The sequence below is a fragment of the Actinoplanes octamycinicus genome, assembly GCF_014205225.1.
GTDB classification, from domain to species: domain Bacteria; phylum Actinomycetota; class Actinomycetes; order Mycobacteriales; family Micromonosporaceae; genus Actinoplanes; species Actinoplanes octamycinicus.
In genome coordinates, this window is the sequence record NZ_JACHNB010000001.1 from 4,768,956 (window position 1) to 4,781,913 (window position 12,958).

11 protein-coding genes are annotated in these 12,958 nt (G+C 73.1%); 7 read left to right on the forward strand and 4 right to left on the reverse strand.

Features of this window, described 5'->3' with window-relative positions:
* Window positions 1-128 precede the first annotated feature (128 nt).
* Entirely contained in the window at window positions 129-2,015 is a 1,887-nt protein-coding gene (locus BJY16_RS20830; protein ID WP_185041260.1) for a propionyl-CoA synthetase, read from the forward strand.
* Here BJY16_RS20830 and BJY16_RS20835 read toward each other — a convergent pair.
* Window positions 2,007-3,806, reverse strand: coding sequence for a sulfatase-like hydrolase/transferase (locus BJY16_RS20835; protein WP_307835976.1), 1,800 nt, complete (start codon window positions 3,804-3,806; stop codon window positions 2,007-2,009). The genes BJY16_RS20830 and BJY16_RS20835 overlap by 9 nt on opposite strands.
* Window positions 3,807-3,915: 109 nt before the next feature.
* Between BJY16_RS20835 and BJY16_RS20840 the strand changes: the two genes are divergently transcribed.
* The 3 genes from BJY16_RS20840 to BJY16_RS20850 are packed head-to-tail and all read left to right on the forward strand — an operon-like array spanning window position 3,916 to window position 7,168.
* Window positions 3,916-5,190, forward strand: coding sequence for an LLM class flavin-dependent oxidoreductase (locus BJY16_RS20840; protein ID WP_185041262.1), 1,275 nt, complete (start codon window positions 3,916-3,918; stop codon window positions 5,188-5,190).
* Window positions 5,191-5,192: 2 nt separating this feature from the next.
* A complete protein-coding gene (locus BJY16_RS20845; RefSeq protein WP_185041263.1) occupies window positions 5,193-6,290 on the forward strand; it encodes an LLM class flavin-dependent oxidoreductase in 1,098 nt (365 codons plus the stop codon).
* On the forward strand, window positions 6,290-7,168 hold the full coding sequence (locus BJY16_RS20850) for an LLM class flavin-dependent oxidoreductase (RefSeq protein WP_221502010.1): 879 nt from the start codon (window positions 6,290-6,292) through the stop codon (window positions 7,166-7,168). The genes BJY16_RS20845 and BJY16_RS20850 overlap by 1 nt, the downstream gene beginning before the upstream one ends.
* Before the next feature lie 7 nt (window positions 7,169-7,175).
* Here the strand turns inward: BJY16_RS20850 and BJY16_RS20855 are convergent, their stop codons facing one another.
* Window positions 7,176-8,117, reverse strand: a complete 942-nt coding sequence (locus BJY16_RS20855) for an NADP-dependent oxidoreductase (protein ID WP_185041265.1) — start codon at window positions 8,115-8,117, stop codon at window positions 7,176-7,178.
* An 86-nt stretch (window positions 8,118-8,203) separates the two neighbouring features.
* On the opposite strand from BJY16_RS20855, the gene BJY16_RS20860 reads away from it, so the two are divergent.
* Window positions 8,204-8,563 (forward strand): winged helix-turn-helix transcriptional regulator, encoded by a 360-nt coding sequence (locus tag BJY16_RS20860; protein ID WP_185041266.1) that lies wholly within the window; start codon window positions 8,204-8,206, stop codon window positions 8,561-8,563.
* An 83-nt stretch (window positions 8,564-8,646) separates the two neighbouring features.
* Here the strand turns inward: BJY16_RS20860 and BJY16_RS20865 are convergent, their stop codons facing one another.
* The gene (locus BJY16_RS20865) at window positions 8,647-10,065 is read right to left on the reverse strand and encodes a glycoside hydrolase family 43 protein (protein ID WP_185041267.1); all 1,419 of its coding nucleotides are present in this window, start codon (window positions 10,063-10,065) and stop codon (window positions 8,647-8,649) included.
* Window positions 10,066-10,079: 14 nt separating this feature from the next.
* Window positions 10,080-11,018, reverse strand: a complete 939-nt coding sequence (locus BJY16_RS20870; protein ID WP_203759186.1) for an aldo/keto reductase — start codon at window positions 11,016-11,018, stop codon at window positions 10,080-10,082.
* A gap of 78 nt (window positions 11,019-11,096) precedes the next feature.
* On the opposite strand from BJY16_RS20870, the gene BJY16_RS20875 reads away from it, so the two are divergent.
* Entirely contained in the window at window positions 11,097-11,981 is an 885-nt protein-coding gene (locus BJY16_RS20875; protein ID WP_239177867.1) for a LysR family transcriptional regulator, read from the forward strand.
* 117 nt (window positions 11,982-12,098) lie between these two features.
* Window positions 12,099-12,953 (forward strand): ABC transporter permease, encoded by an 855-nt coding sequence (locus BJY16_RS20880; protein ID WP_185041270.1) that lies wholly within the window; start codon window positions 12,099-12,101, stop codon window positions 12,951-12,953.
* The last annotated feature ends 5 nt before the right edge of the window (window positions 12,954-12,958 follow it).

Below are 12,958 nucleotides of genomic sequence, written 5' to 3' on the forward strand. Positions count from 1 at the left end.
GATCGTCCGCAGCGGCGCGGAACGGTAGGCAGGTGCCTAGCCTCCTAGGATGGCCTAGCGGGTGTGCCGGAACTTCCGGGGAGTGAACGAGGGTGGACAACCGGACACCGCGACGGCAGCGTCAGATCATGGCTGACTACCGGCAGACCTACCAGCGCAGCATCAGCGACCCCGACGGGTTCTGGCGGGAGGCCGCCGCCGCGATCGACTGGCACGTGGCGCCGACCCGGATCCTCGACGACAGCGAGGCGCCGATCTTCCGGTGGTTTCCCGACGCCGAGCTGAACACCTGCCACAACGCGCTGGACCGGCACGTCGACGCGGGGCACGGCGAGCGGACCGCGCTGGTCTACGACAGCCCGGTGACCGGCGTGACCAGGAGCTACTCCTATCGGCAGCTGCGCGACCAGGTGGCGGTCTTCGCCGGGGCGCTGCGGCGGCTCGGGGTGGACCGCGGCGACCGCGTGGTGATCTACATGGCGATGGTGCCGGAGACGGTGATCGCGATGCTGGCCTGTGCCCGGCTGGGCGCCGTGCACTCGGTGGTCTTCGGAGGGTTCGGGGCGCGCGAGCTGGCCGCCCGGATCGACGACGCCCGTCCGAAAGTGATCGTCGCGACGTCGTGCGGGGTGGAGGCCGGCCGGGTGGTGCCCTACCAGCCGATGCTGGAGGCCGCGCTGGGCCAGGCCGCGCACCGGCCGGACCGCTGCGTCATCCTGCAGCGCCCGGAGCAGCCGGTGGTGCTCGCCGAGCGCGATCTGACCTGGGCGGAAGCGGTCACCGACGCGGCGCCGGCGGAGTGTGTGCCGGTGCGGGCCACCGATCCGCTGTACATTTTGTACACCTCGGGGACGACCGGCCGGCCGAAGGGCGTGGTCCGGGACAACGGCGGGCACGCGGTCGCGCTGCGCTGGTCGATGGAGCACATCTTCGGGGTGCGGCCGGGGCAGGTGTTCTGGGCGGCGTCCGACGTCGGCTGGGTGGTCGGCCACTCGTACATCGTCTACGCGCCGCTGCTCACCGGCGCCACCACGATCCTCTACGAGGGCAAGCCGGTCGGCACCCCGGACGCCGGCGCCTTCTGGCGGGTGGCCGCGCAACACCGGGTGACCAGCATGTTCACTGCGCCGACCGCGTTGCGCGCGATCCGCAAGGAGGACCCCGAGGGCAAGTTCCGATTCGCGTACGACCTGATCGCCCTGCGCCACCTCTTCCTCGCCGGCGAGCGCCTGGATCCGCAGACCTACCGCTGGGCCGGGGACCTGCTCGGCGTCCCGGTGATCGACAACTGGTGGCAGACCGAGACGGGCTGGCCGATCGCGGCGAGCCCCCGGGGCATCGAGGAGCTGCCGACGAAGCCGGGTTCGCCGTCGCTGCCGATGCCGGGTTACCGGGTGCGGGTCGTCGACGAGTCCGGAAACGATCTGCCGGCCGGCGCCGAGGGGGCGATCGTGATCGGTCTGCCGCTGCCACCGGGCTGCCTGCCGACGTTGTGGCAGGACGACGAGCGGTACGTCCGCTCCTACCTGACCACGTTCCAGGGCAACTACCTCACCGGCGACGGTGGCCGCTTCGACGAGGACGGCTACCTGTACGTCCTGGGCCGCACCGACGACGTGATCAACGTGGCCGGCCACCGCCTCTCCACCGGCGCCATGGAGGAGGTCCTGGCCGGGCATCCGGCGGTCGCCGAGTGCGCGGTGATCGGCGTCCACGACGCTCTGAAGGGCCAGTCGCCCCGGGCTTTCGTGGTGCTCAAGGCCGGCGCCGACCCGGACGGCGTGGCCGAGGAGCTGATCGCCCGGGTCCGTGCCCAGATCGGCCCGGTCGCCGCCCTGCGCCGGGTGGACGTGGTCCCGGCCCTGCCGAAGACCCGCTCCGGCAAGATCCTGCGCGGCACCATGCGGGGCATCGCGGACACCGGCGACGCCCCGGTCCCGTCCACCATCGAGGACCCGGCGGTGCTGGAGGCCCTGCGTCCGGTGCTGCGTCCGGGGAGCGGCCGGTCAGTGTGACCCTTCACTCATCGCGCCGACGAACCGGTCGCGGAAGGTGTTCATCGGCCAGACCGGCGCGTCGGTGGCCGGCTTGATGCCGTCGGTCCAGTTCCAGCCGGCGATCCGGTCGAGCACCTTCGGGTCCTTGGCGACGATCGTGATCGGCACGTCGTGGCTGGCGTTGTCGCCGGTCACCACCGGGGACGGCTGGTGGTCGCCGAGGAAGACCATGACCAGGTTGTCGTTGCCGTAGGTGGTGATCCAGTCGACCAGCGTGGTGAGCGTGTACTGGATCGACTTGCCGTACTCCTGGCGGACCTTGGACGCGGCGGTCCAGATCTCCGCCTTGGTCGGCTGGTTGGCCACGATGCCGTTGTAGATCGAGCCGTCGCCGACCTGGTCCCAGTCCAGGAACTCGGGGATCGGCGCCCACGGGGTGTGGCTGGAGACCAGCGGCATCTCGACGAAGAGCGGCTTGCGGCCGGCCTTGGCGTACTCGACGTCGGAGAACTTCTTCAGCGTGTACTGGTCGGGCATCGGCGCCCAGCTGAACTTGGGGCCGGCGTAGCCGAGGTTGCGGGAGTCCCAGATCCGGTTGAAGCCGTAGAAGTTGCCCTCCGGCCAGGCCCGGGTGGCGCCCGGCATGACGCTGACCGTGTCCCAGCCGGCCGACCGGAACAGGCTGGGCAGGGTGAGCCGGCTGCTGGCGGTCAGGTTGCGGTACCGGCCCTGGTTGTTGATCCACAGGCCGGACATCGTGGTGGAGTGGGCCAGCCAGCTGCCGCCGCCGAAGGTGGGCGAGGTGAGCCAGCCGCTGCGGGCACTGAAACCGGCCGCCTTGAGTTTGGCGTTGCCGGCCTGCAGGACCGGGTCGACGCCGGGTGCCAGGTTGGCCGCCTCGACCGCGTTGCGGCCGTAGCTCTCGACGAAGGTGAGCATGACGTCCTTGCCGGTCAGCCCGGTGAGCAGCTGGTCCGGCGGGACGTTCTGGAAGGCGTCGACCTTGACCTCGCGGGCGAACGCGGCCTCGTTCTTCAGGCCGGCCCGGGCCTGGCCGGCCCGGTCCCAGGCGTAGCTGACCGTGGTCCGGGCGGCGAGCGGCACGTTCGGCATCAGGGTCGGGATGCCGAGGGCGAGGGAGAGGGCCCAGGCGGTGGCGATGCCCCCGGCGGTGAACGCGGATCTGCGCCGGTCCTGGCCGAGCAGCGCGGTGACCCGCAGGGTGGCCCAGGCGGTGACGCCGAGCACCACGGCGACCAGCAGGACGATGGCGGCGATCGCGCCGTACGCGCCGGCCGGGCCGTAGGACTCGTGCACGAAGTCGTAGGCGTCGTCGAAGAGCACCCAGTCCAGGACCGGGTCGAACGGCCGGTTCAGCACCTGGAAGAAGCCCATGTCCAGGCACTTCTCCAGGACCACCAGGCCGAGCACGGTGCCGCCGAACGCGGCCAGGATCCGCCGGGGGCGGCCGGGGAGCACGATCAGCACGGCGATGCCGAGCGCCGCCTCGATCGGGATCCGGGTGAAGCTGCCCAGGGTGAGGCGCTTGAGCACGTTCGGGTAGAGCAGGGCGGCGAAGACGATCAGGCAGGCCAGCACGGTGAGGCCGCGGCTGATCCAGGTCCGCTGGAGGAAGGCCCGCACCCGTCCGGGCTGCTTCGGTCCGGGCTCCTCGGCGACCTCCGAGGACGACTCGGTGATCTCCGCGGACTCCTCGGCGACCTCCGAGGACGACTCGGTGATCTCCGCGGACTCCTCGGTGATCTCCTCGTCGGAGTGCTGCTCGTCGGCCAGTTCAGTCTCTTGCACGTCTGAGGGAACGCACGCCCGGCCCGGATGGTTCAACATCACCTGCCCGGATCCCTTGCCAATCTCCTACGCAACCGATAGGAAAAAGAGGCAGGAGGGGAGGCCGCCGGTGCCCAAGCAGATCATCCTCGCCGCCCACTTCCCGGGGGTGAACAACACCACGGTGTGGAGTGACCCGGCCGCGGGGAGTCAGATCGCGTTCGAGTCGTTCGAGCACCTGGCCCGCACCGCCGAGCGCGGGCGCTTCGACTTCTTCTTCCTGGCCGAGGGGCTACGACTGCGCGAGCAGCGCGGCCGGATCCACGACCTGGACGTGGTCGGCCGGCCGGACACGCTGACCGTGCTCGCCGCGCTGGCCGCGGTGACCGAGCGCCTCGGCCTGGCCGGCACGCTGAACGCCACCTTCCACGAGCCGTACGAGCTGGCCCGCCAGCTCGCCACCCTGGACCACCTCTCCGGCGGCCGGGCCGGGTGGAACGTGGTCACCTCGCACGGCGCGTTCTTCGGGGAGAACTTCCGGCGCGGCGGCTTCCTGGACCACGCCGACCGCTACCGGCGGGCCGGCGAGTTCATCGAGGCGGCCCGCACGCTGTGGGACTCGGACGCCGGCGACTTCGAGGTGAGCAGCTCGCAGTTCGGCATCCGGGGCCGGTTCGGGGCGCCGCGCAGCCCGCAGGGCCGCCCGGTGATCATCCAGGCCGGCGACTCGTCCGAGGGCCGCGAGCTGGCCGCCCGGTACGCCGACGCGATCTTCTCCCGGCACCACCGGCTCGACGACGCGCAGCGGTTCTACCGCGACGTGAAGGACCGGCTGGTCCGGTACGGCCGGGCCGAGCACGACCTGAAGATCATCCCGGGGGTGTCCTACGTCCTGGGCGACACCGACGCGGACGCCCAGGAGCGGGCGCACCACATCCGGCGGCAGCAGGTCAGCCCGCAGACCGCGATCCTGCTGCTGGAGCAGCTGTGGAACCGGGATCTGTCCGGCTACGACCCGGACGGGCCGCTCCCCGAGGTGGACCCGCTGCTCGACGAGGACGACACGATCATCAAGGGCCGGGCCGGGATGTACCCGGACCGGCTGCGCACCGCGGCCGAGTGGCGGGCGCTGGCCGAGGCGAAGAAGCTGTCGATCCGGGACCTGATCATCGAGGTGACCGGCCGGCAGAACTTCATCGGCACCCCGGCGCGGGTCGCCGCCGAGCTCGACGCGTACGTGCAGGGCGACGCCTGCGACGGCTTCATCCTGGTGCCGCACCTGACCCCGACCGGACTCGACGACTTCGTCGACCGGGTCGTGCCCCTGCTGCAGGAGCGCGGGGTGTTCCGCACCGACTACGAGACCACGACACTGCGGGGCCACCTCGGCCTCGGTGGGGACTGACCATGGGCGTACCTCTCTCGGTTCTTGATCTGGCGCCGCTGGTGGCCGGCGGTGACGTCGGCGACGCGCTGCGGCGCACGCTGGACCTGGCCCGGCGGGCCGAGCAGTTCGGCTACCACCGGTACTGGGTGGCCGAGCACCACTTCACGCCGGGCGTGGCGTCGGCTCAGCCGGCCCTGCTGCTCGGTCAGATCGCCGCGGTCACCGACCACATCCGGCTCGGGTCCGGCGCGGTGCAGACCGGCCACCAGACCGCGCTCTCCATCGTGGAGCAGTTCGGCCTGCTGGACGCGCTCTACCCGGGTCGCTTCGACCTGGGCCTGGGCCGTTCCGGACAGGCCAAGAGCGAGGCGTTGCGCCAGCAGCAGGCGGCGCAGCCGGCCGAGGCGCGTGAGGTCGGCGGCCTGCTGATCCCGAAGCACTTCTCCTGGGCGCCGATCTTCGCCTCCGACCGCAGCGCCCTGATCGGCCGCCTGCTGCAGCAGCCCGGCGCCGAGTCGCTGCCGCTCGGCGAGATCCTCGACCAGATCCAGGCGCTGCTGGCCGGGCCGTACTCGGACGGCAAGGGCAACGAGGTGACCGCGGTCCCCGGGGCCGGCGCCGACCTGCAGCTCTGGCTGCTGGGCAGCAGCGGCGGGGAGAGTGCGCGCACGGCCGGGGCACGGGGCCTGCCGTTCGTGGCGAACTACCACGTGGCGCCGGCCAAGGTGCTGGAGGCGGTGCAGGCGTACCGGTCGGCCGGCGGCAGGCACCTGATGGTCTCGGCCGACGTGATCGTCGCCGAGGACGACGCGACCGCGCGGCGGCTGGCGCTGCCCTACGCGCTCTGGGTCCGCAGCATCCGGACCGGGCGCGGCGCGGTACCGTTCCCGACCATCGAGCAGGCGCTCTCGCACGAGTGGACGGACGCCGACCGGGCGCTGGTCGCCGACCGGGTGGACACCCAGTTCGCCGGGTCGCCGGCCACCGTCGCCGAGCGGCTGCGCACGCTGCGCGAGGTGACCGGCGCGGACGAGCTGCTGATCACCACGATCACCCATCGGCACAGCGACCGGGTCCGGTCGTTCGAGCTGCTGGCCAAGGAATGGGCGGTCCTCTGATGCTCCTGGCGATCGCCCTGGACGGCGCCTCGTTCGCCGCCGCCGACTGGGTCGGCGCGGTGCGCCAGGCCGACGAGGCCCGGATCGACCTGGTCACCTTCGACGACGACTTCGGCCGGCACGGCCCGGACGCAGTGCTGACCGCGGCCCGGGTGGCACCGCTGACCCGGCACGTCGGGCTGGTCCCGGTCGCCACCACCACGCACACCGAGCCGTTCCACCTGTCCACCGCGCTGGCCACCCTCGACCACGTCAGCCACGGCCGGGCCGGCTGGCAGGTCCGGGTCTCCGCCGACCCGGCCGAGGCGGCGCTGCTCGGCCGCCGGGCGCCGCTGGCCCGCGACGAGCTGTTCGCCGAGGCCGCCGACGCGATCGAGGTGGTCCGCCGGCTGTGGGACAGCTGGCAGCACGACGCGATCATCAAGGACGTGGCGACCGGCCGGTTCGTCGACCGGGACCGGCTGCACTACGCCGACTTCGCCGGGCGGTACTTCGCGGTCAAGGGCCCGTCGATCGTGCCGCGCCCGCCGCAGGGCAACCCGGTGGTGGCGGTGGCGCGGGGGGAGGCCCCGGACGACGCGGCCGACGTCGTGTTTGTCCCGGACGGCGAGGCCGGACCGCGGCCCGGCCGCAAGGTCTTCGCGGACTTGCCGGTCCGCGAGGGCGGCAATCGGGACGCGATGGTCCGGATCCTGGCCGCCGCGGAGCGCGGGGCGGACGGCGTGCGGCTGCGCGGCGACCCGCTCACGGTGATCCGTGACCTGGTCCCCGAGCTGCGCTGGCGCGGCCTGTTCCGCCCGTCCCGGGCCGCCACCCTGCGCGACCGCCTCGGTCTGCCGCCCGCCGTCAACCGCTACGAGACGCCGATCCCGGCGTGACGACCGGTCAGATCTCCAGGACCAGCTTGCCCCGGGTCCGGCCGGTGGCCAGCCGCCGGTGCGCCTCCCCGGCCTCGGCCAGGGGCAGCACCCCGGCCACCTCGACGTGCACCCGCCCGGCGTCGATCAGCGCGGCGATCTCGGCCAGCGCCGGCCCGTCCGGCTCGACCAGGAAGCCGATGGCCCGCACCCCGGCCTGCCCGGCCGCTTGGGACACCGCCGGCGAGACCCCGGACGGCACCGCGATCAGCAGCCCGCCGGGGGCCAGCGCGGCCACCGAGCGCACCCCGGTGTCCTCGTCGCCGACCAGGTCGAGGACCACGTCGACGTCCTTGGCCACCTCCTCGAACCGGGTGGTGGTGTAGTCGACCAGCTCGTCCGCGCCGAGCGAGCGCAGCCATTCGTGCTTGTCCGCGCGGGCGGTCCCGATCACGTGTGCCCCGAGGTGCTTGGCGAACTGCACGGCGAAGTGCCCGACCCCGCCGGCCGCCGCGTGCACCAGGACCCGCTGACCGGGACTGATCGTGGTGGCCGCGGTCAGCGCCTGCCACGCGGTGAGCGCCGCGAGGGGCACCGCCGCGGCAGCGGTGTGCCCGATGCCGGCCGGTTTGCGGGCGAAGTGCCGGGACGGCGCGGTCACGTACTCGGCGTAGCCGCCGGCCTGCCGGGGGAACCACGGCATCCCGTAGACCTCGTCGCCGACGGCGAGGGTGTGCACGCCGAAGCCGACCTTCTCCACCACCCCGGACACGTCCCAGCCGAGGATGAACGGCGGCGCCCCGAGCACCCCGGCCATCCCGCCGCCTTCCCGGGTCTTGTGGTCCACCGGGTTGACGCCGGCGGCCACCACGCGGACCCGCACCTCGGTGGGCAGCGGCTCGGGGATCGGCACCTCGGCCACCCGGAGCACCTCGGGGCCGCCGAACTCCTGCTGTGTCACTGCTCGCATGTTGTTCTGCACGCCGCGAAAGCTATCCCCGAGGCGGTAGTTACCCGCAAGGGCGGCTACTATCTTTCGGTAACCAAGGAGGTCGGATGACTGCGGTGTGCGCCACCGGCGAGCACGACAAGCACGATGTCTACGCGGAGCTGTGCCCGTGCCGGGGTCTGCTCGACCTGATCGCGAACAAGTGGACCACCCTGGCGGTCGGCGCGCTGGAGGCCGGGCCGCTGCGCTTCGGCGCCCTGCAGCGGCACATGGAGGGGATCAGCCCGAAGGTGCTGACCCAGACCCTGCGCCGCCTGGAGGACGCCGGCCTGCTCACCCGCACGGTCTACCCGGCGGTCCCGCTGCACGTGGAGTATGAGCTGACCCCGGTCGGCCGCAGCCTGACCGTCCCGCTGCGCGGCCTGCGCGAGTGGGCCGAGCGGCACCTCCACGAGCTGACCATCTAAAAGCGATTCTTTCGGTACGAGGTGAGCGTCCGCCTGCCGGCGCGGCCGGCCCGGCGAGCCGAGGAGAACCGTGGGTGCGCCGGTCACCGGTCGCTGCGGTAGGTGAAGGACACCAGGCGGGTCTCCGCCGGGCCGAGCGTGCCGATGCCCAGCAGGCGGCCGGTGAAGCCGCCGGCCACCTCGGTGGACAGGTAGCGGCCGTCCAGGCGGGCCAGCTCGACGTCGCCGGCGGACAGCACGATCTCGTCGGGGCCGGCGGCCGAGCCCGGGTTGTCGGCGCCGGCCGGGGCCACCGCGGCGAGGCCGAGCGGCCCGGCCGGCCCGGTGCCGACCACCTGCTCCAGGTCCCCGACCCGGGCGATCGCGGTGGCCACGCCGTCCGCGACGTGCAGCGCGTACCAGTGCCGGTGGTCCAGGCGCAGCACCAGCCGGCCCGGGCCGTCGAACTCCGCGGTGGCGCTCCACGCCTGGTCCCGGACGCGTACGCAGAGCAGGCCGGCGGACCGCAACCGCGCGCCGCCGTCCGGATGCGGCGCGGCGATCGCGGCCGGGTCGGCGCCCGGCGCCACCCACCGCTCGTCGAAGACCCCGTCGGTGACCGTGAACGAGTGGTCGACCGGCCCGCCCGGCCGGGACACCGTGGTCAGCGCCGGCCAGCCGTCCGTCCAGTCGACCCTGGCCAGGAAGGTCTCCCGCCCGAGCACGTGGAAGTGCGGCGTCGTCCCGCGCGGCCGTACCCCCAGGTGCACCGCCCACCAGCGGCCGTCGGCGGCCTGGACCAGGTCGGCGTGCCCGGTGTTCTGCACCGGGTGCCCGGTGCTGCGGTGGCTCAGGATCGGGTTGCCGGGGCAGGCGGTGAACGGCCCCTCGGGCGCCGGCCCGCGCGCGATGGTGACCGCGTGCCCGCGCTCGGTGCCGCCCTCGGCCAGCATCAGGTACCAGAGTCCGTCGATCCGGTAGAGGTGCGGGCCTTCGGGGTGGACCAGCCCGGAACCCGGCCACACCGGGTAGTGGTCGCTGAGTTCGGTGCCGGTCGCCGGCAGGATCCGCACCTGGGTGATGCCGGCCGGGGCGGCCATCCCGTAACTGGCGTAGGTCAGGTAGCAGTTGCCGGCCTCGTCCCAGGCCAGGTCCGGGTCGATGCCGATCGCGCCGGACACGTGGACCGGGTCGCTCCACGGGCCGGCCGGGTCGGCGGCGTGCACGATGAGCTGCCCGGACATCATCCGGCTGGTGTTCGTGGTGACCATCCAGAAGCGGCCGCCGTGGTATCGCAGGGTGGGCGCGAAGATGCCCCGGGACGGGCTCAGCTCGTCCGGGTCGAGCTGCCCGGGACGGGTCAGGATGTGCCCGATCTGTCGCCACGACGCCAGGTCCCGGCTGTGGAAGAGCGGGACGCCCGGGACGTACTCGAAGGACGAGGTCGCCAGGTAGTAGTCGGCCCCGACCCGGCACACGGTCGGGTCGGGGTGGAAGCCGGCGATGATCGGATCGAAGGACATGACCCCGATCTTGGCTATGCCGAGCGGGATGTTCCATAGGCGGCGAACGAGCGGCGGTCGCCCTGCCACGCCAGCCCGTCCAGAAAGGCCAGGTCGTCGGGGGTGAGGACGAGGTCGGCGGCGGCCGCGTTCTCGACGATCCGGGACGGGTTGCGGGTTCCCGGGATCGGGAGCACGTCGTCGCCGCGGGCGAGCAGCCAGGCCAGGGCGAGCTGGCCGGTGCTCACCCCGTACGCCGCCGCCTTGGACCGCACCGCGTCGACGACCGCGAGGTTGGCGGCGAGCGTCTCCCCGGCGAACCTGGGGTCGCCGGCCCGGAAGTCGCCGGGCCCGAAGGGCTCGGGCGGCAGCGCGCCGGTCAGCAACCCGCGGCCGAGTGGGCTGTAGGCGACGATCCCGGCCCCGCCCGCGCGCGCCGCCGGGATGATGTCGCCCTCCGGCTCCCGCCAGGCGAGCGACCACTCCAGCTGGACCGCGGCGATCGGGTGCACCGCGCGGGCCGCGGCGAACTGGGCCGGGCTCACCTCGGAGAGCCCGAGCTGCCGCACCTTGCCGGCGGTGACCAGCGCGGCCATCGCGCCGACGGTGTCCTCGATCGGCACGGTCGGGTCGGCCCGGTGCAGGTAGTAGAGGTCGATCACGTCGACGCCGAGCCGCCGCAGCGAGGCGTCGCAGTAGTCGCGGACCCGGTCCGGGTGCGCGTCCAGGCGCACCCCCTCCGGCCCGCGCACGATGCCGAACTTGGTGGCCAGCACGGCGTCGTCGCGGCGTCCGGCGACGGCCCGGCCGACCAGTTCCTCGTTGTGGCCGCCGCCGTAGCTCATGGCGGTGTCCAGCAGTCGCACCCCGTGGTCCAGCGCCGCCCGTATGGTGAGGATCGACTGGTCGTCGTCGGCCGGGCCGTACGCCTGGGAGAAACCCATGCAGCCGAGCCCGATGCGTGTGGAGAACATGGCTTCAGCCTGCTCCCGGGGCATTGATATGTCCAAGACACGTTCCCGATGGCATTCATCGTGCGGCACGATGAACGGGTGGAGCTTCGACAACTCAGCTACGTGGAGGCGGTCGCCCGGTACGGCGGGTTCACCCGTGCCGCCGAGCGGCTGCACGTCGCCCAGTCGGCCGTCTCCGCACAGATCCGGGCGTTGGAGGCGGAGCTGGGCGTGACCCTGTTCGCCCGGACCACGCGGCGGGTGGCGCTGACCCCGGCCGGGGAGATGTTCGTGGCCCGGGCCCGCCGGGTGCTGGCCGAGCTGGACGGCGCCCGGCTGGAGATGGGTGAGATCACCGCGGTGGTGACCGGGCGGGTCACGGTCGGCGCGACCGCGGTGCTCGGGCCGTACGACCTGCCGAAGGCGCTGGCCCGGTTCCACGACCGGTTCCCCGGGATCGCGTTGCGGCTGCGGTCGGGGCTGATCACCGGGCTGCTCGGCGCGCTCGACGGCGGCGAGGTGGACCTGGTGATCGGCCCGGTGCACGCCGACCTGCCGGCCCGGTTCGAGGCGCTGCCCCTCGCGGACGAGCAGCTGGTGCTGGTGCTGCCGGTCGGGCATCCGCTGAGCGGGACCGGGCGGCTCACCCTCGGCGAGTTCCGCGACGAGGCGTTCGTCTGCCTGCCGGAGGGCAGCGGGCTGCGCTGGATCCTCGACGACGCGGCCCGGACCGCCGGGTTCGCGCCCCGGGTGCAGTTCGAGACGCACAGCCCGCAGAGCATCCGTGACCTGGTCGCGGCCGGGCTCGGGGTGGCGCTGCTGGCCCGGTCGGTGGCGGAGAGCCCGGACGGGCCGGCGATCACCGTGCGGCAGCTGCACGCGCCGCCGGCGCACCCGCCGATCGGCATGATCCATCACCGGGACCGGCCGCTCACCCCGGCCGTGCAGGCCTGCCGGCACGTGATGACCTCCGACCTGTCCTGACGCCGTTCACCGGGTTGTTCCAGGGAGCGGGACACCGGGCGCCCCCGTATTGCCATTAACCCCATCTGCACGATAGGAATACCAGGCATTCCGCGTACCCCCTGCCTGGAGTTCTCCGTGACCACCTTGCTTGCCCCGGCCTCCGCGCCGGAGAGCGCCGCCAAGCCGGCGCCGGCGCTCGCGCCCGGCGGCGGACTGCGCCGCCGGATCGCCCTGAGGCTGCTGGCGCTGCTCGCGCTGGGCGTTCTCTGGGAGCTCACGGCGCGGGCGCTGAACAACCCGGCCTTCATCCCGTCGCCCGGCGCGGTCTGGCGGCAGCTGATCCTCACCTCGACCACCCACGACGGCGTCCGCGGCTACAGCGGCCACCTGCTGATCGAGCACCTCGGGGTGAGCCTGCGCCGGATCGTGATCGGCTCGGCCATCGGCGTGGCCGGCGGCCTGGTCCTGGGCGTGCTGCTCGGCACGATCTCCTGGCTGCGGGTGATCGCCGAGCCGGTGGTCACCTTCGTCCGGGCGCTGCCCCCGCTGGCCTACTTCAGCCTGTTCATCATCTGGTTCGGCATCGACGAGACCCCGAAGCTGTGGCTGCTCTCGATCGCCGCGCTGCCGCCGGTCGCGGTGGCCACCGCCGCCGCCGTGCACGGCGCGCCGTCCGGCCTGGTCGAGGCGGCCCGCGCGCTCGGCGCCGGCCGCTGGCAGACGATCCGCGACGTGGTGCTGCCCAGCGCGCTGCCGGAGATCTTCACCGGGGTCCGGCTCGCGGTCGGCGTCGCCTACTCGTCGGTGGTGGCCGCCGAGACGATCAACGGGGTGCCCGGGATCGGCGGCATGATCCGCGACGCGCAGCGCTACTCGCAGACCGACGTGGTCGTGCTCGGACTGTTCGCCATCGGCCTCTCCGGCCTGCTCATCGACGCCCTGCTGCGGATCGCTTCGGACAAGCTGATCCCGTGGCGCGGCATTAGCTGAAAGAG